Raw genomic sequence first — 24318 nt, 5'->3', positions numbered from 1 at the left:
CCCTCCCCGCTAATACCGGACGCACTGCCTCCGATACGCCCCTATGCTCTATACTCTTGCTCAAAAGGGACAGTTCAGGCTAAGGCGCATCGCTTATATCGGGGTCATGGCAGCGAACGGACATAAAATTTGAGCGAAGCATCTCAACCAGCCAAGGGCGGCAGCGTGCGCATGGGGAAACCCTCGCGCCACGGTGAAGGCGCTGCCACGGAAAGATTCCGGCTGGAAGGCCGCTCGCAAAGCTTTGATCCGCGCGTCGATGCGATCCGCCCCGACCTTGCCGACGTCGCACTGGCAAGCCGCCATTTTGCACCGCATTATGCCAAAGCTGTAGCACGCAGTTGTGTGGTCGCGCGCACGCCCGTCCGCGCCAAAGCCGATGCCGACTCCGAAATGGTCAGCGAATTGCTGTTCGGTGAAGGCTTTGCCCTGCTTGACATTACCGGTGGCTGGGCGTGGGGCTATTGTCTCCATGATCATTATGTCGGCTATGTCCCGCAAGACACGCTCGGCGCTTATGTCGAACCGGCCTTCCGCCTGATTGCGCCAGCGAGCGTGACAGGGGCGAATGGCCAACCGCTCGCGCTGCCCGTGGGTGCATTACTGGGCGACGCGGGCAGCGTTCCCGCCGATGCGATCGCCGCGCTCGACACCAAAGCCGATGATGCGGTCGCCACCGCCGAAGCGATGTTCGACACGCCCTATCTATGGGGCGGGCGCAGCAATGAAGGCATTGATTGTTCGGGCCTTATCCAGACCATGCTCGCGCGCGCAGGGATTGCGGCCCCGCGCGACAGCGACCAGCAGCTTGGCGGCCTTAACGGCGACATCGACCTTGCAGCGCCCTATCAACGCGGTGACATCCTCTATTTTCCCGACCATGTCGGCGTGATGATCGACGATAAAATCCTGCTCCACGCGACCCAACATTATGGCAAGGTCGTGAAAGAAGCGCTTGCCGATGTGGTTGCGCGCATCGAAAGCGAGGGCCATAGCCCCGCCATCATCGGACGCAAGCGGCTGCTTGCCGGTTAAAAAGCCCCATGAGGGACTCGGGAATAATATCATGACTGCGCAGATTTTCATTGATGGGGCCGCTGGCACGACCGGCATTGAAATTGCCGAGCGGCTGGGCGGGCGCACCGATGTTGCGCTCATCACGCTGGCCGATGCGGACCGCAAGGATGATGCCAAGCGCCGCGAAGCCTTGAACGCCGCCGATCTCGTCATATTGTGCCTCCCCGATGAAGCCGCCATCGAAGCGGTTGCGATGATCGACAATCCCCAGACGCGCGTGATTGATGCGTCGTCTGCGCACCGTGTTGCGCCGGGCTGGACCTATGGCTTTGCGGAGTTCCGTAAAGGCCAGCGCGAGGCCATCGGCAATGCGCGTTTTGTCAGCAATCCGGGCTGTTACCCTAGCGGCTTTCTCGCACTGGTCGCGCCTTTGGTCGCGGCAGGCTTATTGCCCGCCAACGGGCGCTACAGCGTCAATGCGGTGTCCGGCTATTCGGGCGGCGGCAAAGGGCTTATCCAGCGTTTCCATAATGAAAGCGACATTGCATTCCGCACCTATGGCTTGGGCCTTGCGCACAAGCATTTGCCCGAAATGCAGGTTCATGCAGGCCTCGCCCACGCGCCCTTATTCGCGCCGTCCGTCATCCCCGCCTTTCGCGGTATGTTAATCGAAGTGCCGGTGATGGGCGCTAAGGTCGACGCCGCCGCTATGCGCGCTGCTCTCGCCGCCCATTATGCGGACGAAAGCCTTGTGGTGGTCGATAGCGCAGCTGCGCCCGATGAATTGCTGATCCGCGATGGCGCAACCCCCGATGATGGCCTCTCCCTCCATATTTTCGGCGACCCGCACGGCGAGCAGGCGCGGCTGATTGCGATTCTCGATAATCTCGGCAAAGGCGCATCGGGCGCGTGTGTCCAGAATATGAACCTGATGCTCGGCCTGCCCGAATATGAAGGCCTGCGTTTGCAGGGTTAAGCTTAGCCTTTAAACCCTGCTAGTGAACCGTGCCGATCCATTCGTCGATCGACATCAGCACGATCAGCCGTTCTATCTGCCGCCAGCGGCAAAAATTAAGATGGTTGCCCAGATCCCGGTAGCGGTCGGCGCGCGCGGCGGCTTCAAAGCTCGCATGTTCGCCAAATTCGGCGATGAGCGCGGTTGCATCGTGGAAACTGTCGCGGTCGGACAGATAGGGCATCGTCATGGATGGTCCTTCATTCGCTCAAATCACCCACCCTTGCTCCCGCCGCACCCACCGGCTTTGGTACGGCGCACAGGAAAGGCCCGCTCCTGCTAGCGGCGATTCGCCTAATAATTCGCGCTAGAAAGAAGGTGAACACGAAATTAGGGATAGCAAACGCGCGCAGCCCGCTTGCACATATTTGCCGATTTAATCCTTTCCGCGGCCTATAAAAACTGGCATCGCTTGGCCCATGCACAATGACCATCGCCCGACCTCCACCACGCCGTCTATGGCTGGCGGATTTTTCATCGCCATGCTGACCATAGCAGGGACCGTGATTGGCGGCCTTCAGGGGCAACCGACCATTGGCCTCCTTGCAGGTTTGGCCATCGGCATTGTCGTTGCGCTTGCATTATGGCTCTTTGACCGCGCCAAGGGACGTTCCTGATATGTGGAAACATATTCGTAATTTTACGCTGATCCTGTTGTTGCTGGCGATCGGAGCCGGTTGGTATCTGACGCGGCCCGACAAGGCGCAGCTTCCCGAAGCCAAGGTCACGGGCACACGCCCCGAACTTGGCAGCCCGCGCCCCGAAGGCATACCGACGGTCGGCATCGCCAAGCCGACCGGCTGGCCCGCAGGCGCAAAGCCGACGGTTGCCGCCGGTCTTAATGTCGACCGCTTTGCCGAAGGGCTGGACCATCCGCGCGGGATTCTCGTGCTGCCCAATGGCGATGTTCTTGTCGCCGAAGCGCGTGGCCCCGCCAATAAGGGCGGCGGCATCAAGGGCTGGATTGCGGCCAAGCTGATGGGGCAAGCGGGCGCGACCGGCCCATCCGCCAACCGCATCATGCTGCTGCGCGATACCGATGGCGATGGCAAAGCCGACATCAAAAAGCCGTTCATCACCAATGGCCTGAACTCGCCTTATGGCATGGCGCTCATCGGCGACCGGCTCTATGTCGCCAATACCGATGCGCTGATTTTCTATCCCTATAAGGAAGGCGACGAGGCGATCACCGCCGCGCCCAAGAAAATCATCAACCTTCCCGCGACCGCGCCCAATATGCACTGGACGCGCAACCTCATGCCCTCACCCGATGGCAAATTGCTTTATGTGTCGGTCGGCTCGAACAGCAATATCGGCGAAAATGGCATGGACACGGAAAATTACCGCGCCGCCGTGCTGGAGGTGAACCTTGCCGACAATAGCTATCGTATCCAGACCATCGGGATGCGTAATCCGGTGGGCATGGCGTTCCATCCGGTGAGCGGCGAATTATGGGCGGTGGTCAATGAACGCGATATGCTGGGCTCCGATCTCGTCCCCGATTATCTCGCGCGCGCCGAATTCGGCACTGCTTATGGCTGGCCCTATTATTATTGGGGCGGTTATGAAGACCCGCGCGTCGTTGATGAAGCGCCCGAAGATTTGCGCCAATATATGCGCCGCCCCGACTATGCGCTTGGTCCCCATGTCGCGCCCTTGGGCCTTGTCTTTGCCAACCAGTCGAGCCTTGGCAGCACGTGGAATAATGGCGCGATTGTCGCGCTCCACGGATCGTGGAACCGCTCGCCGTTGTCGGGCTATAAGGTGGTTTATGTGAAGTTTGACGAACAGGGCCGCCCGCTCAATGCGCCGCCGGTGGACCTGCTCACCGGTTTCCTCGGCGCGGACAGCAAGACCACGCGCGGGCGCCCGACCGATGTGAAGCTTGCCAAGGATGGCGCGCTGCTCGTCACGGACGACACGGCGGGCATTGTGTGGCGGGTGAGCGGCAGCGGCGCGGCGTCAGGCACCGCCTCCCCCGCTACGCCCACAGCCACGCCTGCTGCCACGCCCGCACCGGCGGCAAAAAAATGAGCCTCGCGCCCACCGTATTTCTGCCCGGCCTCATCTGTGATGCCGAATTATGGCGCGGGGTGACGGAAGGGTTGCGCGCGATTGCTGCGCCGATGGTCGCCGATCTCACGCTTGACGACAACGTCAAGTCAATGGCCGCGCGCACGCTTGCCGCCGCCCCCGAACGCTTCAACCTTGTCGGGCTGTCGATGGGCGGATATGTCGCGTTCGAAATTATGCGCCAAGCCCCGGAGCGCGTTGAAAGGCTCGCGCTGATGGCCACCAGCGCGCTGGCCGACAGCCCCGAAGCCGTCGCAAACCGCCGCGCAGGCATGGCGCAAATCGGCGAAGGCAAATTTCTGGGTGTTGCAGGGAGCCTGCTCCCCAAACTCGTCCATCCCGACCGTGTTGACGGGCCGGTCGGCAATGTTGTGAAGGCGATGGCCGAGCGGGTCGGTGGCGAAGCCTATCTGCGCCAGCAAGAAGCCATTATCAGCCGCCCCGACAGTCGCGCCACGCTCGCCACCATCGGCGTCCCCACGGTAATGCTGGTCGGCGAGGATGATATTCTGACCCCCATCGAACAGGCGCAGATCATCCATCAAGGCATCAAGGGATCGACCCTTCACCAGATCGACCATTGCGGCCACCTCCCCCCATTGGAACAGCCAGAAGTAGTGATCGGGTATCTGAGAGAATGGCTGAATCAGTAAAGAGACGGGCGCAAAATAACGCGCAGCCATAAGCCTTTCGGGCAAAAAGCCGCCATAGGTTACGGTTTCTACCCGTGTCAGCGCAAACTTATAGCCGTCCTTCGACAAGCTCAGGACTAACGGTTTCTTTGTCAGCACTGCCCTCGCAGGGAGGGCAAGCGGTTACACCCGCATCGGCATCAGCACATAGAGCGCCGAGCTTTTGTCGCTTTCCTTGATGAGCGTCGGGGCGGCGGCGTCGGCGAGGTGCAGTTCCACGGTATCGCCTTCAATTTGGCCCAATATGTCGAGCAGATAGCGCGCATTGAAACCGATTTCGATGCCGTCCGATCCATAATCGGCGGCCAATTCTTCGGCGGCAGTGCCATTTTCGGGGCTGGTGACAGAGAGCGTCACGCGGTCCTTGTCGAGGCCCATTTTGACCGCGCGGGTCTTTTCGCTGGCGATCGTCGCGACGCGATCCACGCCTTCCATAAAGCTTTTGGGATCAACCTTGAGCAGCTTGTCATTGCCGGTCGGAATGACGCGGTTATAGTCGGGGAAGGTCCCGTCGATGAGCTTCGAGGTGAGGATCGCGCTCCCCAATGTGAAGCGGATTTTCGACGGCGACAGCGCAATTTCGACATTGCCTTCGGTTTCGTCGAGCAGCTTGCGCAATTCACCGACACATTTGCGCGGAATAATCACGTCCGGCATCCCTTCGGCACCATCGGGGCGCGGGAAGGTCACGCGCGCAAGGCGGTGGCCGTCGGTCGCAGCGGCCTTCAGCACCGGTCCGGCAGCATCATCGGCGACATGCAGGAAAATGCCGTTCAGATAATAGCGGGTTTCTTCGGTCGAAATCGCAAAGCGGGTGCGGTCGATAATTTCAACCAGCGTTTGCACGGGCAGTTCGAAATTGGTCGGCAATTCGCCTTCGGCAATCACCGGAAAATCGTCGCGCGGGAGCGTCGGCAGGTTGAAGTTGGAGCGGCCCGACTGGACCAGCATCTTGCCGTCCGCCGCCGATAACAGCACTTCGGAGCCATCCTTCAACTTGCGCGCAATTTCGAACAATAAATGCGCCGATACCGTGGTCGTCCCTGCCGTTTCCACTTTCGCGGCCACCGTTTCGACAATCTGGATGTCAAGGTCGGTCGCCATCAATTTGATGGTGCCTTCGCTATTGGTTTCGATCAGGACGTTGGACAGGATGGGAATGGTGTTGCGCCGCTCCACCACCGATTGAACGTGGCTGAGGCTCTTCAACAAAGTTGCGCGTTCTATAGTCGCTTTCATTTACACTTTCCCGCTCTGGATATGCTGGCCCCTGTCCGGGCGATTCTTACATTTATGGGTTTGGCCCGATTTCTCCATAACCGGATTCCACAAGGTCGCAAGCCATTTGGCGGACGCAGCCACTATCGGGCAAGGATTTACAGCCGGTTTGGGCCAGCATCGCGCAACGCTTCACCCCGAAAGCCTATGCAAAGCATTGACAGGCGCGCGCCGTCATGCACTTTCTTTGCCTAACTATCAGAAGGATTTGCCGATTTGACGCCCGCACAATCCGAAACACAGGCCGAAACACGGGCTGAAACACTGGCCGAAACACAGGCCAAAACGCAGGACGCCCCCTCCTCGATACCCGCCTTGCTTGGCGAAGGACTGCGCGATTGCGGGGCGATTATCGTGCAAGCCGGGCGCTTATTATTGCGCCATTGGCCGCAACTGGTGGCGCTTTACCTCGCGGGTGCGGCGGCGCGGATGGGGTTTTTATGGCTCGCGTTGCTGGCCTCCAAAGCCAGCCCGCTTGCTGGGATGCTGATCCTGCCGCTCGCGCCGATTTCGACCCTGCTCGCGCTTGTATTCATGATTCGGGTGATCGGCCAATCGCTGCCCGCGTTCGGCAACAGCTTTGCCGACCAGAGCTGGACGCAGCGAATCAAGAGCAATGTGACGCTGGCGGCGCGTTGTCTCATTCCGTTCATCATCGTTTATGCCGCGCTCGGTTTCCTCAAGGAGGATATTCGCCTTTATATTTACGGCAGCACGTTGGACGAGGCGATTAACGACCCGCTGACCGCCAATTATGGCCGCGCGCTGGTTGCAACGCCGGTGCTGGTCGGCATAGTTCTGGTCGCTTTGGTCGCGCGCAAATTGATAGCGGCGGGCGGTTTTGCCGAACGCTCGCTGCGCTGGAGCCTGATCGGCGGCTATATCGAAACCTTGTGGATTGCTTCGCTCGGCACCGCTTTTGTGGCCCAGCTTGGCACGATCCGCGACTGGGCGATGTCGAGGGTGATTTTTGCACAGGTGACGGGAGCGAATGGCCTTGCAGGCGATGCGACAGGCGGCGCGTCTGGCGGCGCTGGCGGCCTCCCGCCTTTTCTCGGCGACACCTTGGCTTGGGCGGGGAGCGCAATCGGGCATCTTGCAGACCTATTGGTCGTTCCGGTCGCCTGGCTTGCGATTGCAGCGATGATTTACGGCAGCAAACTCGTCACGCGCAATCCTTTGTCGCATGAGGCGATGACGCGGCGTTTCGCCCATATTCCCGATCCGCTGCGCCGTGCGGTGGCGCAGCTTTTCGAACCCGTCACCACACCCGTCAAGGACAGCCTCAACGCCATCGGCGAAATCGCCGAAGCGGGGCTGGTGTCGATGATCTTCTTTTGCATCCTCTTTTCGCTCGCCGACGATCTGGTCAAAGCGGGGATGGCATGGACCGCGCGCACGTTGCTTGGCCCCCAACCGGGTCTATGGCAATTGGCGACCGACCCTTATGTCGCGTTAGTCGAGCGCGGGCTGTTATTCCTGATTTTCTCGGCGCTGACCGCCGCTGCGGTCAATCAAGTGCTGGCCGCCGAAACGGTTGCGAAGGAGCGGGCGTAACGCTCCCCCCCTCTACCCTAGCGCCTAAACATCACGGTCAGGGAAGCGGCAACAAGGCCGCATTGGGCTTAGCCCAGGATATGCGCACATAGGCAGGTTTGCGCCCCTCGGGCATCGCAAAATGCGCGGTGACGGGCCAGCTTGCGGGTCGAGCCGCTCCCTGTGCGGGTTTCAAATCGCCTACAAAATCAAACTGCGGCCCCGGCGCGCCTGCGGGCACACAGCTTATCGGCCGGTCGGTAATATCAGGGGTAAAATCAGCCTGTAACAGCCCATATTCACGCCCTTGAGCGTCCAGCAAAGCCAGCGAACAACCTTCCAACGGCACATCCGATTTGGCAGAAAACAGGATTTCGACCTCCCACAAGGTCGCGCCCTTCGCGCCCGCTTGTTTCGGCGGCATAGCGCGTGATGTTGACGATGTTACGCGCAGCGTCACCGCGCGCTGGTAAGCCTTGCGATTGCTCCTGAAATCCTCGCGATACGCAAGTGTCGGCCCGCTTGTTTTCTCGACCCGCGTAAATTCATTGGGCTTGTAAAGCGTCACATATTGGTAAGAGGATGCGGCCACTGCGAGCGCGCCCAACGGCACCAGCGCGGCAAGTGCCCAGCGGTTGCGCGCCCACCATCCGGACGCCGGGCGGCGCTCTTGCATCATCGGCGCGGTCATAGCGGCCCTCCCCAACTTGGTGCGCTCGTCACGATGCGGATGGATTGTGTGTTGCGCGCGAGCGTCGCTGCTTTTGCCGCATCAATCCCCAAGTCGACCTGCGCCATATCATCGCCGCGCGCCGTAGAAGCGGGAATATTGAGCCGCGCGCCTTCGAGCGCCTCCTTGTCCATCTCGAATATCAATTGGCAGCGCACCGGCAAGCCCGGTGGTGCATTGCCGCACGCATTGGTGCCGATCGCTTGCGCGCCGCCAAAGGTCCGGCCTTTGCGGTCCTCGATGCTCAAATCCGCAAAGGCGGCAGGCGCATCCCGTCCTTCAATATCAAGCGTCACGACCAGAAAAATCCCGTGCTGGCTGATGCCTACATTCGCGCCCGTGAAAGCCGTTTCCTTGGGCACAAAAATGCGGTTGCTCGCGTCAATCTGCACAAGTTTGACAAGACCGGTGCGCAACGCGACCGGCTCGCCGATCTTCGCCGGATGCACAAACATCGCGTCGCGAATATCGGCGGGATCGGGGATATGCGCCGCAACATAAGCGCCCGCCGCCAGCGCCACCGCACCGATAAGCCCCGATTTGACAAGTTTTGCATCGATCAGCCCGGCACCTTCATTTCCGAAAGCGGCAAACGCAGATGATAGATTGGTTGCCTGTCAAAATAGCCCATCGACCCGTCAAGCGAGGATTTGCGATAGCTTTGCTTGAACAGGTTCAAATCCAGATTTTGCGGAAGCGGCACTGTGGCATCCTGCACCCAGATAACCCCCAGCCGCACGGTCAGGCCGGGCTGTAACGTCTGTTCGGCAAAACCATCGCTGCCGCGCACGATATATGGCGCAGCCTTGCCGGACGGCACCGCTTTAAGCTCTGCGCGGTCGATCAACTGCAACCCTTCCAGCCGGAGCGCATCCTGCAGCTTTTGCACCGACACATAATGGTCGCTGATATTGGTCACATCCATCGGCACAACGAGCGCGCGCTGCCCCGGTTTCAGCGCATACATCTGCGGGAAATGGGTAAACCACATCGCCTTGCGCACTTGGATACGGAACGGATTGGCCTCCAAATCCGTGCCCGCTTCGGCCATCGGCAAAGCGCGCTTGCTTTCTGACAGGTTGTTCCAGCCGCCAAAAAGCCCGGTCAGGAGAATGAGGATAACCAGCGCGAGTAGGAAGATATTGGCGGGCGTGACCAGATCCTTGAACGCTCCAGCAACTTTGGCACGATCCAGCCGCGCATCATCCCGAGCTGGCGGGCTGTCATCGTCGGGGCCGCTATCAGGTTTCGGATCAGGCAATAACAAAGCTCCCGTCATCCGGACCCGTTCTGCGGGACCAAGGGGCAACACACTAAAATGACAGGCAATTGTCAACCTCGGCACCGCTCGGTTCGTCGCAGATAAATGCGGTGCACGGGGCAATATTTGCGCTTTGCGTGCATCGCGCCGAGCGATTAGGGTAGCCGTGATGACCGCCTTCAATCCAACCTTGTTCCCCCGCATGAAAGCTACTGCCGCTTTGCCGTTGCTCTGCCTGTTGGCGGGCCTGCCGGTAGCCGCCGACGCAAAAGTCTCGCTGGGCATTTATGACGGCTGGGGCGCATTTCGCACCGAAGAGGGTACAGCCCGCTGCTATGCGATTGCAGAACCTTCCGCGCGCACGGGCGGCAGCGATTGGCAAGCTTATGCAAGTGTCGGCTATTGGCCAACGCGCGCCGTCAGGGGCCAGCTTTATTTTCGCCTGTCCAAAGAGAAACGCGAAGGCGCATCCGTCACCTTGTCGGTTGGCGAGCGGAAATTCGCGCTTGTGTCGGGCGGACCCAATGCGTGGGCTGCCGATGCCAAAATGGATGCCGCGATCATTTCGGCCCTACGTTCCGCGACCAGCATGACGGTGAGCGTGCCTGCCAAAAAGGGCGGCCTGGTCGCCGATACCTATCGCTTGCGCGGTGCTGCAAGCGCGATTGATGCCGCCGCCTTGGGTTGCGCGCGCTAGGGTCAAGTTTCACGCACCGCGCAAAAAGAAAGACCGGATGTTTGCATCCGGCCTTCCCTTTGCTTATTCGCTAAGCGGTGAGCATCGCTTAGAAGCGGATGCCGACGCCGCCCAGAACCTGGTGACGGCTCACGCCATCGCCATAATCCGAATAGCGATATTCGCCCTTGAGCAGCAGATTGTTGCTGGTCTTGGTTTCAACACCGGCACCCACGCGCCAGCCGCCGTCATTGTCGCTAAAGCGGTCAATCGTGGTCGTGTCACCGTCGGTTTCGGTGATCGTCACCTTCGAACGGGCGTCGGTGTAACCACCCTTAGCGTAAAGCAGGGTGTTCTTCGACGCACCTACCGTAGTGCCAAGACGGCCACCAACATAAAGGTCACGGCCAGCCTTGGCGCATACTTCGGTGAGCGAGGCTGAACCCACGCACTTCTTGGCGGTCGAATCCATGATTTCGCCTTCAATACCGACGACAAGGCCGCCCGTATCAAAGTCGTAACCTGCGCCCAAACCATAAGCGAATCCATTAGCTTTCGGGTCGCGATAGTCGTTGCCGAACGGGTCTTCGCCCGCGTCAACGCGGCTTTGATCCCAGCCGCCAAGCGCTTCAATATGTGCGCCGGTGAAACCGGTGTTCTGAGCCATAGCCGGCGTCGCAACGGTTGCGGTTGCGAGAAGGGCGCCAATAAGAATCTTTTTCACTGTAATTCCCCATTTCTGGTTTAACTACACCGCCTTGGAACCGAGGGGCGCAGCAGAGTTTGCACCCGTTCGACCCTTGCGGTGTCCCCCGCCCAATCGTGCTGACCCGTTTAACCGATTGTGAATTTTCGGTTTATCTGGCGTTCATCTTGTAAAATGGCCTGTAACGCGACCCCACGGATTTCTGCGGCCCTCCGCCAAGAAGTGGCAACAATGTCACAGCTAGCGGATTCCTCCATTTTGCGGTAAACCGCTCGTCATGCAGACAAATGAATCATTTTCGATGCCGATTCCCGGCCCTGTTGATCCTGTGCCCGTGCCGCGTGCGATTACGCCGCGCGCCGATGGCCGCACGGACTTGCTCGGCCTTTCTCGCGCCCAGATCGGTGAACTGCTTGCCGGAGCGGGGCTCGATGCAAAGCAGGCGAAATTGCGCTCGAAACAATTATTCCACTGGATCTACCATCGCGGTGTGACCGATTTCGATGCGATGACCGATATTGCCAAGGCGCAGCGGCCGTTCCTTGCCGAACGCTTCATCGTCGGGCGGCCCGATGTGGTCGAAGCGCAAATCTCTTCGGACGGCACACGCAAATGGTTGCTGCGGTCGGATGATGGGCAGGATTACGAGATGGTGTTCATCCCGGACGCCGACCGTGGGACGCTGTGCGTATCAAGTCAGGTCGGCTGCACCCTGAATTGCCGTTTCTGCCATACCGGCACGATGCGGCTGGTGCGCAATCTGACCCCGGGCGAAATTGTCGGACAGGTCATGCTTGCGCGCGATGCGCTGGGTGAATGGCCCAAGGGCAGCATGGCCTCTAGCGCGGACGAGGATGATGCCGACGATAATGCCGGCCATTATACCGCCGATGGCCGCCTCCTCACCAATATCGTGATGATGGGCATGGGCGAGCCGCTCTATAATTTCGACAATGTGCGCGATGCGTTAAAGGTCGTGATGGATGGCGAAGGCCTGTCATTGTCGAAACGCCGCATCACCTTGTCGACCAGCGGGGTCGTGCCGATGATGGCGCGGGCAGCGGAAGAAATCGGTGTGAACCTTGCGGTATCGCTCCATGCGGTGACCAAGGAAATCCGCGACGAGATTGTCCCGCTCAACCGCAAATATGGCATCGAGGAATTGCTGCAAGCCTGCGCCGATTATCCGCGCGCCAATAATGCGCGGCGCATCACCTTTGAATATGTGATGCTCAAGGACAAGAATGACAGCGATGAACATGCGCATGAACTGGTGCGGCTTATCAAACAATATAAGATACCGGCCAAGGTCAACCTCATCCCGTTCAACCCTTGGCCCGGCGCGCCTTATGATACATCCACGCCGGAACGGGTGCGGAGCTTTTCGAATATCATTTTCGAAGCGGGTATTTCGGCCCCTGTGCGCACACCGCGCGGACGGGATATTGATGCCGCTTGCGGGCAACTCAAAACCACGGCGGAGAAAAAGAGCCGGGCGGAACTGGACCGTTTGGCCGAAGAAAAGCTCGCGGCGCTCGGATAGCCTTCACATTCCGAACAGTTTCATACCGGCATCGAGCATCCCCTCGATGCCGCGCTTGATCTCGCCCTTGCGCGAAGTGAGCGGCGCTTCTTCGACAATCAGCACGCCATGATCGCCTTCGACCCTGTCCTTGAGTAAAGGCTCGCGGCCCAGAAAATAAGGCCAGAAAGTGCCGGTGCGCACAACTGCGTAAGGAATGTCGGCGGAAAAGCCGATAAGCTGGCTTTGTGCAAAAATCCGTCCCCGTTCGACCGGCTCGACGCGCACACCGCGCCCGCCTTTAAGCACCAGACGCGCAGGCCCATGAAACACATAATAGCGCCACTGGCCGGTGAGCCATGCGTGGAGCGAGAAAAGCCGCCAATGCGCGGCGATATGCAGCGGACGGCCGACCGGCTCGACCACCGCTGCAATCGCGCGCGGATGGAGGACGCAGGCCGCGCCTTCGGGTAGGTTCAGCACCGCAACTTCGGCAAAGGGATCATGGATCGCCGACACGGTAATCGCCTGCCCGCTTCCGCCGATGCGGGTGAGGAAGGACAGGCCGGTCGCAAGGCTCATGATCGGGTGGCTGCTATCGAGAAACCATTGGGTGCGCTCGGCGCTCGCGCGACTGGCCGACTGGAAATAGCCTTGGCGGACCAACATTTCTTCACCCTCCTCCAGCCGGATACTGACTGATGTGCGCGAAGCGGTGGCATCGGGCACCGGTGGCACTTGCGTTGCGGGCGCGATAATCCGGATGGCCGGACGGCGCTCGGCCAAGGGCGCGAGAATATGATAGCAAAAGAGCCGGATAAGGAACGGGCTGATGATGATGAAAAGCAGCGCAATCGCTGCCGCCTTGAGCGCGCCATTGACATTATTGCTCTTGGCCCAGGCCGACACTTTCTTGAGCGCATTATCGCTCAGCGTTTTTTCCTGCCCTTCGACCAGTCCGCGATATTCCGCATTATAACGGTCCACCGCATTTGCGGCGGCTTGGCGCGCGCGATCAAGCGCACCGTTCGTCGCGACAAGAATGGCGACATTGCGCTTGGCCCCGTCCACCACCGCTTTTTGTTCGCGCACGATCGTCGTTTGGCGCTGTATTTCGGGGGCCTGCAAAAGGTCGGGCACATAATCGCCCGCCAGCGCATCCAGCCTTGTTCCCGCCTGTGCGAGCTTGTCCGACGCGGCATTAAGCTCTGCGGCATGGCGGGTGAGCGCATCGGCGACCGTCTCACCCGCGCGGCGCGCATCAAGGCTATCGTGCAACGCGGTTAAACTCGCAATTTCGCGGGTGAGGAGCGCGCTTCTGAAACAGGCTTTGCGGTTTTCGATGACCCCGCCGACGCCTTGGACGAGCAGCGGCCCCAAATCACTACCGCATTTTTTGGCAAGCGCCGCCTGTTCGCCCTTGGCCGATATGATGCGGGCGGACAATTCTTCTTTCCCGTAATTCTGGAAGCCAGCGACACTGGCATCGCTGCTCGCCTGCGCGCCTGTGGCATAGCGGTTCAATTCTTCGCCCGCGCTGCGTAATGCGGTCGCTTTGCGTTCCAAATCACCGAAGCTTTGATAAGAGGAATGGAGCCACCAACCGCCCAATATTGCGACGAAAAGCAGCACAAACAAAAGCGCGTGGCGCGCAATCCATGCGAGCGTCTGCTTCACGGTTTGGGTTCAGCCTCGATGGTCGCCAGATGCATGGGACTATGCACATCGGCGAAATCGGGTGCCAACGCAATGCCGATTTGGCCCGCGCGCATTTCCGCCTTGCATCAGCCAGCACAAAAAATGGGCGGTGAAGCCATGCCTCGCCGCCCATTTCTTTTCAGCGAAACGCCCGATTAAAAGGCGAAACGTGCCATCACCTGAAATACCGGCCCCGCCTTTTCCGCTTCAAGTTCATATTCGTCAAAGTCGCGCTCATTCTGTTCTTCGAACGTGTTGAACTTGTTGAATGTCTCGCGCTTTTTGCCGTTCAACAGGTTGGAACCGACCGCACGGATGGTGAAATTCTTGCCGAACCGCTTTTCAACAAAAACTTCAAGGTCCGCGCCATAAGTGGTCGTAACTTCCTCGCCGACAGTGCGGTCAATGGCCGCGCCCTGCTTGCGATAAGTCGCACCGAATGCCGCGCCAAAGCTCGGAATGTCCTGAATGAAGCCGAAATTATAGACATATTTCGACTGGCCATTGAAACGGCGCTTGCCAAAAACATCGGAAATATCGCTGTCGAGCCAAGAGACATTGCCGAAGATCCCGGTATCAGGCAGACCTATAAATCCGAGGTCAGTCGAAAGATCGAATTCCACGCCATAAACTTTGCCATCGCCCGTATTGCGCGGTTGGAGAACAAAGGTTCCCGGCCCTTCGCTGCCTTCTTCTCCTGTGTTGTGGAGTTCGATCAAATTTTTCACATCGCGATAGAAGAAGTTGATACCGGCGACCCCGGTGCGGCCAAGGCGATGTTCATAGCCGATATCAACCCCCCATGCCGATTCCGGATCAAGTTGCGGATTACCGATCAAATCATTGTCGCCCATTTCTGCTTCAAGCAGTGAAGGCGTTAGATAGTTGAAATCCGGACGACGATTGGTGCGCGCAACTGACGCGGTGATGCGGTCTTTACCTGTCAGGTCGAATTTGATCGACGCCGAAGGCAGCAACATACCATATTTATTTTGCTGATAACCGGGGCGCAGGTCCGCAGTATTATCGTGAATGTCATAGCTGGTATGTTCATAGCGCAGGCCCGCTTCCCACGAGAACGCCCCGCCCTTGCCTTCGAACATCGCAAACACATCGCGGCGTTTTTCCTTAAGACGGTTGTCGTTGCCGCTATCGGTTTCCGCTCCGGGCTCGCCAAATTCGGTATTGAGATCGGTCGGATTCTGCGAAAATTGGTCCCATATGCGGGCACTGGCAACATTGAAGCGGTTGCGCGTCGTGCGGATCAACGTATCGCGGGTCTTGTTCTGGAAGAAGCCGCCCACCACGAAATCAACCGAATCCGTTACCGGAAATTCATGGTCAAGCTTGATCGAAAACTCTTTGTCCTTGATGCGTGTCGGCGTCAAATCGGCCGTCAGACGCGGGGTCTTACGGTCAAATTCCAGCTCATATTCGGTTTCGACGCTATCCTGGTCAAAATCGGCATAGCCGACCTTGAGCGTGGTTTTGCCGAGCGACCATTTATGCGCGAGTTTGCCGGAAATACTATATGTCTGCTGGTCAATCTCGTTCACATTGGCGTTATCAATAAGCAAACCGGGATTTTCGTCATCTTCACCAGCGACGGGGCCATAATTGCCGGTCGCAACATTATATTCATGGCTGCGCTCATCTTCGGTGCGGTCGGTGCGGACATAGAAACCGTTCAATTCGAAATCGGTATTGTCCCCTTCAATTTTGTAGGTCGCATTAGCCGAATAGTCGGTGCCGTTGCGCGTGTCGCGTTGGTCTTCGCGATTATCTACCTTATCGAGATCCATTTGGGGATCATTTTCAGGCGAATCGCCGTAACGATAGCTCACCTTCTTCTTCGGATTATAGCGCCCCTGCACATTCGCGCCGAGCAGCAAACGACCGGGACCGACTTCGCCGCCCCATACCGCACCAAAGCTCGGTTTCCATTTGCCATCGTCAAAATGGAGCGCGCCCGCGCGGACATAGCCGCCATCAAGCTGATAACCGTCGCGCAACACGATGTTGAGCGTCCCCGCCATCGCATCCCCGCTGCGACGCGCCGAGGAGGAGCGGACGATTTCCACGCGGCTGATAAGTTCCGCCGGAATACGGTCCATAAAGAAGCTGCGATCGGCATTGGACCCCGGCACCTTTTCGCCATTGATAAGGATTTGCGTATAGCCCGGCGCAAGACCGCGCAGGCGCGCGCCATCGCTTTCGATTACGTCCGACAGGAATGTGACCGACGGCACGCGCTTTAACGCATCGCCTGCGGTCAGCGGTTCGAAACGCTGGAAATATTCCTGATCATAAACGAGGACCGGTTCGGTGCTTTCGCTGCGGTTGCGATAATTAATCTTGCCAAGCACCACAATGTCCGACGCCGAAGTCGGATCTTCCTCAGCCGCCGCCGCAACTTCATCCGCCGGAGCCGCAGCAACGGCCGCGCTGTGGCAACGGTGTCATCAGCAAATGCCGGTGTAGCGAGAAAAATGGTGAGCGCCATCGCGCTGGCTGCATTACGAACGATAGTCATTGAGTCGACCCCCGAGCTTGGTTGATTTTGCTTTGAAGTTGGCGGGCCACTAGCAACGCTTTTTGACAATCGCGGGACAGATAGGTTTCACTTTGGTGACAGAGCGGTTCCATTTTCGCGTCAGATTTGTCACGCGCCTGTCATGAAAACGCGGCAATGCCCGTCGCCAATGGTGCCGCATGCACCGGATTTGACGGACAAACTTAAAAAAACAGAGGGTCACATTTCATGACAAATGCTTTTGGATACGGGCTCGCAGGGGCCGCCGCTTTATTATTGGCCGGATGCGCCACCACATCGGAACCGCAATTCAAAGGCTTGCCGCCGGTAAGCGTCCATGCGACCGGCGAAACAGTTCCGGTTGGCACCAATAATGCCGATGCGGCGGACGATCCGGCGATTTGGCGCAATGCCGCCAATCCTGCCGCAAGCCTGATTGTTGCGACCGACAAGAAAGCGGGGCTTTATGTTTATGGCCTTGATGGCAAGATCAAAAGTTTTTTGAATGCGGGCCGCGTCAATAATGTCGATCTGGTCGAAAAGGGCGGCACCGTTTATGCGGTGGCCAGCGACCGCAATGATCCGCGCAATGCGAAACTCGCGCTGTTCACGCTCGACACCACAAGCGGCAAGCTGACCCCAATCGGCAAGGTCGCAGGTGGCACGGGCGAAGGCTATGGGGTGTGCATCTTGCCGGGCAATGATGCGCAGGCGTTCAATGTGTTTTCGGTGCTTAAGGAAGGCGTGATTGCCGATGTGCGCGTGACACCGGGCGCGGGAGCGGGCGCGGCCCCGACCGGCACTATCGTGCGGACGTTGAAGCTCCAGACCCAGACCGAAGGCTGCGCGCTCGATGCCCAATCGAACAGCCTTTATGTCGGCGAGGAAGATGTCGGCATCTGGCGCTTTGACGCAACCGGCGCTGCGACCGAGGGCGTTAAGGTGGCGTCGGTCGATAACCAGCAACTTGTCGCCGATGTCGAAGGGCTTGCTGTCGCGACCGCAGCCGATGGCACGCGCTATCTGGTCGCGTCGAGCCAGGGCGACAATGCCTATGCCGTCTATCGCATCAGCGATGCCAAGGGCGCGCTCGGCTATGTCGGGCGCTTTGCGGTTACCGATGGCACACTTGGCGGCGCAGAGGAAACCGACGGGCTGGAACTGATTATCGGCGATTTCGGTCCGGCCTATCCGGGCGGGCTTTTTGTGGCGCAGGACGGGCATAACGGCACCAAAGCGCAAAATTTCAAGCTGGTAAGCTGGGATGCAATCAAGGCCGCATTAGGCCTTTGATTTCATAATGAAATGAGGAGCCCACCGCATCTGTCAGCCCTTCGGGGTCAGACGGATGCCGGGGCTCCTATTTCCCTACAGGCCAGCAGCAATTCTTCGGTAAATATCTGGACCAAGGGGATATTTGCGCCCCTCACCCGTGTGGCCAGAATGAGCGGGCGTGTCCATGCGCTGGTACCGACATCAAGCAACACCAGCCGCCCTTCGGCGCAATCACGCTGCACCAGCAATTCGGGTAAAATCGCGAGATGCGCGCCGCTGTCGAGCAGCGACAAGGTGAACAGGATCGACGTGGTTTCAATGTCGATGCGGCGGCGCGCCATGCCGGCCGCGCGGAAGCTTGCCTCGATCTGCTGTTCGACCTCGCCGATATTTGCGCCGCTAATCCAGATTTCGTCTTTGAGGTCGGTGAGCGAAAGCTCCTTGCGCCCCGCAAAAGGATGGCCTGCCCCCGCGACCACCGCATAACGCACATCGCCCAGATGTTCTTCGCGCACCATTTTATTGTCGCGCGTCACCTGCCGCAGCGCCACCACCATATCGAGCGCGCCGAGCATCAAATCCTGGATAAGGCTTTCATATAGCCCGGCAAGCGCGCTCATTTTGACGCCGCGTTGCTTGGCCCCCAGACTTTTGGAGGCGCTCGCGACCACAGAGGCCGCCGCGCTCGGCCCGATGCCGACGCGCAACCGCCCGCGCCTGCCGCCCAGCATATCGTCCAAATCCGCCCGGAAACGCGCAGCCTCTGCGGCGATGGTGCGGGCGTGCGGCACGAACATATCGGCATAGCGGGTCGGGCGCACCCGCCGCGCGTCGCGTTCGAATAATTGCACCCCCAATTGCAGCTCCAACCGCTGGATGGATTTGCTGATCGCTTGCTGGGACAACCCAAGCTGATCTGCGGCCGCAACAAAGGTGCCGAGATCGTAAGCCGCAAGAAAATGACGGATTTGGCGCGATTCCATTGTCCGGACAATATACAACTATCGGTTGTGGATAAAGATAATTTATTGTTGGTTATTGCGGGCGATTGGCGCGACACTTGGCCCAACGCACAGAGAGGATTTTATGAAAATCATCACCGAAAAGCAGCCGATCGTTGCCGATCAAGCCGGTGTCTGGGAGGGGGAATATGTTCACCTCGACGCCGATCATAATATCATCGACCGCCACAAATCGCGCCTTGTCTGCCGCTTGACGGACGGCCCCGACGGCGAAGCGAAACTGAGCCAGACCAACATCTACACATGGGATGACGGCACGCAGGAAATCCGCTATTTTGACGGCACGTTCGAAGGCGACCGCATCTGGATCAAGAATGATCTGATCGACGGTTTTGTCGGCGCGCTCGATTATGACGAAACCAACCGCACCATCATGGTCGGCTGGACCCGCACCCACGAGCCAGATTTCCGCTACTATGAAATGATTACGGTCGCCGAAGATGGTGAAGCCAAGAACCGCACCTGGCACTGGTATCGCAAGGGCCGCCTGTTCCAGCGCACCGTCATCAACGAAAAACGGGTGTCGCGCGATTGGGAAGCGTATGACGACCCAAGCTACTACAGCTTCCGCGAAAGGGCGCCACTATGAGCGAAAAATCCCTTTCCAGAAGGACATTATTGGGAGCGGCGGGGGGCGTAGGCCTCACCGCCGCGCTCGGCGTTTCAACCCCCGCCCTTGCGCAGGCCTCTGCCAGTGGCAAAGTCCCCGCACACCCCAAGGCGAACGTCACCATCAACCCGGACGGCACCTATCCGGTCGTCCCGCTTGCCAAGCAAAGCTGGACCTTGGGCGTCGCGCAATCGCGCTCTTTGCCGGTTGACCTCAAACGGGTCACCGCCAGCCGCCGCGACAATCTCAATCATATGATTGACCTTATCGACGCAGCCTTTGCCTTTGGCGGCGGCCCTGATCTGCTCTTCTTCCACGAATTTCCGATTACCGGATTTGGCGCTGGCTGGAGCCGCGCCGATGTCCTTAAAATCGCGATCGAGATTCCGGGCGAAGAAACCGAAGCCCTCGCCAAAAAAGCGCGCCAATATGGCATTTATCTGGTGTTCGGCTCCTATGCCAAGGATCCCGCCTGGCCCGGCCATGTCCTGTCGATCACGACTATCATGGGCCCCGATGGCAAGATCCTCGCGCGCGATTGGAAGGCGCGCAACATCAAGGGCGTATTCGGCGGCGAAATCGAACTATTCACCACCACCATCTATGATGTGCTGGACCGGTTCGTCGAAATGTATGGCCGCGATGCGATTTTGCCCGTGGTCAAAACCCCTATCGGCAATCTTGCGACCAGCTCGGTCCAGCGCGAACCCGAACTGTTCCGCGCGCTCGCGATGAAAGGCGCAGAGGTCATCCTGCGCACCGCGACCGGCGGTTTTGTGCCGTCCGATATTGCGGTCACCTCGCTCTATAACAGCGTCTATACCGCCGTGTGCAACAATGCGGTGTCGCCGGGGTCGCCTTTCTTTGAAGATAGCAATGCCGGAGGCTCTGCCATTTACGGCCCCGATGGCGAAGCGATGGCGATGGCCAAATCGCCCAATGAAACTTTGGTATCGGCGCGCATCCCCATCGGCACGTTCCGCGCGCGCCATCGCCAGCCGACCATCCATCCGCAGCTTTATGATGATGTGATGAACCAATATAATCCGCGCTTTGCCCCCAATTTGTTCAGCGATTATCTGCCCACCGATTTGAAGGATGCGGGGCGTTATCTGCGTGACAAAGGCCGGTGGAAATGAGCGCCATCGTCCGGAGCATTAGCGGCACGCTCCATTATACCAGCACCAAGCCGGAGCGCATGGGGCAGGAACGTGGCCGCGAGCAGTTCCGCATCGACATCCATGCCGATGGCGCGCGCGTGATTTCCGCGCATGGCGAAATTGACGATGCTCCCGCGGTAGTGCGCGACGTCAATCTGCGCTTTGATGCGAACGGCCGCCCGCAGGAAAGCTTTGTCCGCATCGCGGTGGGCGGCGCATTTCGCGGCTCCGGCTGGTTCCGCTTTTCGGACACAGAAGCCGAGTGCGAAGCGTATACCAGCGTCGAAGGCCGCATATCGCAACGCATCGCCTTGGCCGAACCGCTCATAGCGTTCGGCAGTCATGCGATGGTCAATGACGGCTTCCACCTCAATCTTTACGATTTGAGCCAAGGGCCGGGCGTACAGATTTTCGAAAATCTGATGCTTTCCTCCCCCGACCATCGCGGGGCAACCGGGCCGATGCTATTCGCGATTGATCTGGCCATCGAATATGTCGGCAGGGAAGAAATAACGGTCGGCGCGGGCCGCTTTGATGCGCTCCATTTCCGCTTTACCGATATTCCGGGCCTGCTGCTCGAACATCCGCCCTATGATTTATGGTGCACAAGTGACGGCGATTATGTCCTCCTGAAGGCCGAAGTCGGTGGCTATATGCAAACCGCTTATGAATTGACCGCCTATGCGCAAACAGGGGCTGCCTGATGCTGACCGCATGGATTTTGGCGGCGCATATTGCGGTGCTGGGCTATTGGCTCGGCTCCGAATTCGTCATCAATTCAACCTATCGCTATGTGTCCTACAGCGACCAAATGCCGTTTGAAGAACGGTCACGGTTGATGGAACATGTCATGCATGTCGACCAGCACGTCCGCTATGCGCTAGTGCTGCAAGCGACGTTGGGCCCAATATTGGCCGTCCTATATGGCTATATTCCGGGCGGCAATGCGGCGGCAATCGGCATCGCGATATTCGGCGCGCTGTGGTTCGTCTTTGTCGAACTGGTCCATCGCCTGCGCCATAGCAGCATCGGCAAAACGCTGGGCGCGATAGATCGCGGGTCGCGCTATGTGCTGATGGCGGTGTTGGTTGCGACCGCGCTTGGACTCATTGGCGGGGCATGGCCGATGCCTTTATGGCTACGCTGGAAGCTCGCCCTATTTGCGGGCGTGATGATGTGCGGCGTCGGTATCCGCATCGCGCTCATCGCGCATTTCCGCACTTGGGCGGTCATGGCGCGCGAGGGGCCGAATGACACGACCAATACAATCATCAAGCGCACCTATGTGCGCGCAACATCGGTATTGCTATTGCTGTGGGTGTTCATCGCCGCCATTACCGTCATCAGCGTGATGAAACCGGCATGAGCGCGCATGACGCCTTGATTGCCGCGCTGGTGGCGGAGGTCGGCGACCGTGCGGTGCATCGGGACGAGGCCTCGCTTCTGGAAGCCACGCATGATGTCCATGTGTCGGGCGCATGTCCGGCGGTGTTGATGACACCGGCCTCCGCGGAACAGGTTGCGGCCATCGTCAAAGTGGCAGCGGCGCATGATTATGCCCTTATCCCGCGCGGCGGCGGACTAAGCTATACTGGCGGCTATGCTGCGCCGACGACCAAGTCCATCGCGCTCGATATGCGGCAGATGAGCCGTATCCTCGACATAGCGCCCGACGATATGACGATCACCGTCGAAGCGGGCGTGACCTGGCGGCAGATTGATGTGGCATTGAAGCCTTTGGGGCTGCGCCTTCCATTCATCGGCACCTTTTCCGGCGCGGGCGCGACCGTCGGCGGCGGGCTCAGTCAGGGCGCGCTTTTCTTCGGCTCGGCGCGGTACGGGTCGGCGGCAGAGATTGTGCTGGGCATGGATGTGGTGCTGGCCGATGGGAGCTTGCTGCGCACCGGCCAAGGCGCGCTTGCGGTGTCGTCCAAGCCGATCATGCGCAACTATGGTCCCGATGTGACCGGGCTTTTCACCCATGATGGTGGCATGTTCGGCATCAAGACGGCGGCAAGCTTCCGCCTCATCCGCCGCCCGTCCGATTATGGCTATGCAAGCTTTGCCTTTGCCCGCATCGAAGAGGCCGCCGATGCGTTGAGCGAAATTGCGCGCGCCGATCTCGCCGAAGAAGTCTATATTCTCGATCCTAGCGCGGTCGCCTCTGTCAATGCCGACACCAAGGCCAAGGCGAAAACCGCCGCCGCTGTCGCCCGCAATGCAGGCGGCGCGTTGAAAGCGGTGAAGGCGCTTGCGGGGCTTGCCAAAGGCGGCACCGATTTCATTCCCGAAGGGCATTTTTCGCTCCATCTGACGGCTGCCGGACGGTCTGCCGCCGCGGTTGAAGCGGACATATCCGAAGCTACCCGCATCGCCTTGGGCGCTGGCGGGATGCTTGTTTCTCCCACTGTTCCGCGTGTCGCCCGCGCGGAACTTTTTTCTAACCTGAACGGCGTGCTGGGGCCGGGCGGAGGCCGTTGGGCCGCCCTCAACGCCAAAGTCGCGCATAGCGAGGCGCGCCGACTCCTTACCGCGTTCAACACGATGATAGCCCCCTATGCCGACGCGATGGCGCAGCATGGCGTGACCTATACAAGGCTTGTGTCCGCGCTCGGCAATCATAGTTTCAGCTTTGAACCGGTATTCCACTGGTCCGATAGCTGGCACCCGCTGCACAAATCCGCGCCCGATGCAGGCTATCTCGCGAAATTTGCCGAGCCTGCGCCGAACCCGGAAGGCCGCGCGCTCGTCAATATGTTGCGCTCCGAAACGTGCGAGCTTTTCCGGGCGCTTGGCGCAGCGTCAAACCAGATCGGGCGCACCTATCCGTTTCGCGCGGCCTTGTCGCCTGCGCCCGATAAGCTATTAGCATCGCTGAAACATTTGCTCGACCCTGCCGGACGGATGAACCCCGGCGTTTTGGGTTATGCGCCCCCACTTCACGAGGAACCGCACGCATGAAAACCGCTCCCCTCTCCGCCCTTGTCGTAGCAAGCTTAACGCTCACCGCTTGCGGGAGTGGTGGCGGTGGTGGAGCGCCGGGTAATGCGCTCGCGCGCTGTTCGACCTGCCATGCGGTGAAGGCAGGCGAGCCCAAACGCTCCGGCCCCAGCCTTATCGGCATAATCGGCAAAAAAGCGGGGAGCGAACAAGGCTATGCCTATTCCGCCGCGATGAAAAATAGCGGCATAATCTGGACTGCAGAAACGCTTGATGCGTTCATGGCCGAACCCAACAAGGTCGTTCCCGGCAACCGTATGGGCTTTGCCGGAGAGCCGGATGCCGCCAGCCGCAAAGCGATTATCGACGCGATCGGGAAAAGCGCCCAGCCTTAAGCTCACGCCTTTTCTGTGAGCGCATTAGCCGCGTAGCCAGCATTTCGCGGCTGTGATTTTTTGGCAACAATCCCCTCGTGATTCGTGTGCCAACTGTAAAATTGGTTGCAGTCGAAACACCCTATAATTTCCGTTTTTTGCTATGCCAATGGCTTCATTCAAGCCCTTCAGAACCTTGC

General features: G+C 59.1%; 24 protein-coding genes. 15 read left to right on the top strand and 9 right to left on the bottom strand.

Going from position 1 to position 24318, the window contains the following annotated elements; all coding sequences use genetic code 11:
• Positions 1-171 precede the first annotated feature (171 nt).
• Together DMP17_RS13595 and argC are read left to right on the top strand one after the other, a co-directional pair.
• Positions 172-1035: a C40 family peptidase gene (locus DMP17_RS13595; RefSeq protein ID WP_337829615.1), complete on the top strand. Its 864-nt coding sequence runs from the start codon at positions 172-174 to the stop codon at positions 1033-1035.
• A complete protein-coding gene (gene argC, locus DMP17_RS13590) occupies positions 1025-1993 on the top strand; it encodes an N-acetyl-gamma-glutamyl-phosphate reductase (protein ID WP_337829614.1) in 969 nt (322 codons plus the stop codon). The genes DMP17_RS13595 and argC overlap by 11 nt, the downstream gene beginning before the upstream one ends.
• A 19-nt stretch (positions 1994-2012) precedes the next feature.
• Here the strand turns inward: argC and DMP17_RS13585 are convergent, their stop codons facing one another.
• Complete coding sequence (locus DMP17_RS13585) at positions 2013-2222, bottom strand: hypothetical protein (protein ID WP_337829613.1); 210 nt, start codon at positions 2220-2222, stop codon at positions 2013-2015.
• A 229-nt stretch (positions 2223-2451) separates the two neighbouring features.
• Here DMP17_RS13585 and DMP17_RS13580 point away from each other — a divergent pair, with 229 nt between their 5' ends.
• The 3 genes from DMP17_RS13580 to DMP17_RS13570 are packed head-to-tail and all read left to right on the top strand — an operon-like array spanning position 2452 to position 4758.
• On the top strand, positions 2452-2649 hold the full coding sequence (locus tag DMP17_RS13580) for a hypothetical protein (RefSeq protein ID WP_337829612.1): 198 nt from the start codon (positions 2452-2454) through the stop codon (positions 2647-2649).
• A 1-nt stretch (position 2650) separates the two neighbouring features.
• Entirely contained in the window at positions 2651-4066 is a 1416-nt protein-coding gene (locus DMP17_RS13575; RefSeq protein ID WP_337829611.1) for a PQQ-dependent sugar dehydrogenase, read from the top strand.
• Complete coding sequence (locus DMP17_RS13570) at positions 4063-4758, top strand: alpha/beta fold hydrolase (RefSeq protein WP_337829610.1); 696 nt, start codon at positions 4063-4065, stop codon at positions 4756-4758. Before DMP17_RS13575 ends, DMP17_RS13570 begins: the two co-directional genes overlap by 4 nt.
• A 162-nt stretch (positions 4759-4920) precedes the next feature.
• On the opposite strand, the gene dnaN is transcribed toward DMP17_RS13570, so the two are convergent.
• Complete coding sequence (dnaN, locus tag DMP17_RS13565; RefSeq protein ID WP_337829609.1) at positions 4921-6036, bottom strand: DNA polymerase III subunit beta; 1116 nt, start codon at positions 6034-6036, stop codon at positions 4921-4923.
• A gap of 255 nt (positions 6037-6291) precedes the next feature.
• Between dnaN and DMP17_RS13560 the strand changes: the two genes are divergently transcribed.
• Complete coding sequence (locus DMP17_RS13560; protein WP_337829608.1) at positions 6292-7632, top strand: hypothetical protein; 1341 nt, start codon at positions 6292-6294, stop codon at positions 7630-7632.
• Positions 7633-7669: 37 nt separating this feature from the next.
• Here the strand turns inward: DMP17_RS13560 and DMP17_RS13555 are convergent, their stop codons facing one another.
• Genes DMP17_RS13555 through DMP17_RS13545 form a run of 3 tightly spaced genes read right to left on the bottom strand, consistent with a single transcriptional unit; the run spans position 7670 to position 9620 of the window.
• Positions 7670-8302, bottom strand: a complete 633-nt coding sequence (locus tag DMP17_RS13555) for a hypothetical protein (RefSeq protein ID WP_337829607.1) — start codon at positions 8300-8302, stop codon at positions 7670-7672.
• The gene (locus DMP17_RS13550) at positions 8299-8862 is read right to left on the bottom strand and encodes a hypothetical protein (protein WP_337829606.1); all 564 of its coding nucleotides are present in this window, start codon (positions 8860-8862) and stop codon (positions 8299-8301) included. Before DMP17_RS13550 ends, DMP17_RS13555 begins: the two co-directional genes overlap by 4 nt.
• A 38-nt stretch (positions 8863-8900) precedes the next feature.
• A complete protein-coding gene (locus tag DMP17_RS13545; RefSeq protein ID WP_337829605.1) occupies positions 8901-9620 on the bottom strand; it encodes a hypothetical protein in 720 nt (239 codons plus the stop codon).
• A gap of 151 nt (positions 9621-9771) precedes the next feature.
• Between DMP17_RS13545 and DMP17_RS13540 the strand changes: the two genes are divergently transcribed.
• Positions 9772-10299 (top strand): invasion associated locus B family protein, encoded by a 528-nt coding sequence (locus DMP17_RS13540; RefSeq protein ID WP_337829604.1) that lies wholly within the window; start codon positions 9772-9774, stop codon positions 10297-10299.
• 88 nt (positions 10300-10387) lie between these two features.
• Here the strand turns inward: DMP17_RS13540 and DMP17_RS13535 are convergent, their stop codons facing one another.
• Positions 10388-11002 carry an outer membrane protein gene (locus DMP17_RS13535; protein ID WP_337829603.1) on the bottom strand — a complete coding sequence of 205 codons (615 nt, stop codon included), beginning with the start codon at positions 11000-11002 and terminating at the stop codon, positions 10388-10390.
• A 259-nt stretch (positions 11003-11261) separates the two neighbouring features.
• Here DMP17_RS13535 and rlmN point away from each other — a divergent pair, with 259 nt between their 5' ends.
• Positions 11262-12527: a 23S rRNA (adenine(2503)-C(2))-methyltransferase RlmN gene (gene rlmN / locus DMP17_RS13530; RefSeq protein WP_337829602.1), complete on the top strand. Its 1266-nt coding sequence runs from the start codon at positions 11262-11264 to the stop codon at positions 12525-12527.
• A gap of 3 nt (positions 12528-12530) precedes the next feature.
• Here rlmN and DMP17_RS13525 read toward each other — a convergent pair whose 3' ends face one another.
• Positions 12531-14183 (bottom strand): hypothetical protein, encoded by a 1653-nt coding sequence (locus DMP17_RS13525; RefSeq protein WP_337829601.1) that lies wholly within the window; start codon positions 14181-14183, stop codon positions 12531-12533.
• 176 nt (positions 14184-14359) lie between these two features.
• Complete coding sequence (locus tag DMP17_RS13520) at positions 14360-16570, bottom strand: TonB-dependent receptor plug domain-containing protein (protein ID WP_337829600.1); 2211 nt, start codon at positions 16568-16570, stop codon at positions 14360-14362.
• Between the two features lie 395 nt (positions 16571-16965).
• On the opposite strand from DMP17_RS13520, the gene DMP17_RS13515 reads away from it, so the two are divergent.
• A complete protein-coding gene (locus DMP17_RS13515) occupies positions 16966-18030 on the top strand; it encodes a phytase (RefSeq protein ID WP_337829599.1) in 1065 nt (354 codons plus the stop codon).
• A gap of 47 nt (positions 18031-18077) precedes the next feature.
• Here the strand turns inward: DMP17_RS13515 and DMP17_RS13510 are convergent, their stop codons facing one another.
• A complete protein-coding gene (locus tag DMP17_RS13510) occupies positions 18078-18995 on the bottom strand; it encodes a LysR family transcriptional regulator (protein WP_337829598.1) in 918 nt (305 codons plus the stop codon).
• Between the two features lie 103 nt (positions 18996-19098).
• Between DMP17_RS13510 and DMP17_RS13505 the strand changes: the two genes are divergently transcribed.
• The 6 genes from DMP17_RS13505 to DMP17_RS13480 are packed head-to-tail and all read left to right on the top strand — an operon-like array spanning position 19099 to position 24139.
• The gene (locus DMP17_RS13505) at positions 19099-19623 is read left to right on the top strand and encodes a hypothetical protein (protein ID WP_337829597.1); all 525 of its coding nucleotides are present in this window, start codon (positions 19099-19101) and stop codon (positions 19621-19623) included.
• Complete coding sequence (locus tag DMP17_RS13500; protein ID WP_337829596.1) at positions 19620-20783, top strand: nitrilase-related carbon-nitrogen hydrolase; 1164 nt, start codon at positions 19620-19622, stop codon at positions 20781-20783. Before DMP17_RS13505 ends, DMP17_RS13500 begins: the two co-directional genes overlap by 4 nt.
• Positions 20780-21508: a hypothetical protein gene (locus tag DMP17_RS13495; protein WP_337829595.1), complete on the top strand. Its 729-nt coding sequence runs from the start codon at positions 20780-20782 to the stop codon at positions 21506-21508. Before DMP17_RS13500 ends, DMP17_RS13495 begins: the two co-directional genes overlap by 4 nt.
• A complete protein-coding gene (locus DMP17_RS13490; protein WP_337829594.1) occupies positions 21508-22170 on the top strand; it encodes a hypothetical protein in 663 nt (220 codons plus the stop codon). The genes DMP17_RS13495 and DMP17_RS13490 overlap by 1 nt, the downstream gene beginning before the upstream one ends.
• Positions 22167-23765 carry an FAD-binding oxidoreductase gene (locus tag DMP17_RS13485; RefSeq protein WP_337829593.1) on the top strand — a complete coding sequence of 533 codons (1599 nt, stop codon included), beginning with the start codon at positions 22167-22169 and terminating at the stop codon, positions 23763-23765. The genes DMP17_RS13490 and DMP17_RS13485 overlap by 4 nt, the downstream gene beginning before the upstream one ends.
• The gene (locus tag DMP17_RS13480) at positions 23762-24139 is read left to right on the top strand and encodes a c-type cytochrome (protein ID WP_337829592.1); all 378 of its coding nucleotides are present in this window, start codon (positions 23762-23764) and stop codon (positions 24137-24139) included. The genes DMP17_RS13485 and DMP17_RS13480 overlap by 4 nt, the downstream gene beginning before the upstream one ends.
• The last annotated feature ends 179 nt before the right edge of the window (positions 24140-24318 follow it).

This window comes from Pseudonocardia sp. TMWB2A, assembly GCF_017312135.1.
Note: the sequence above shows the minus strand (reverse complement) of the source record. Positions and strands in the feature narration are given on the sequence as shown.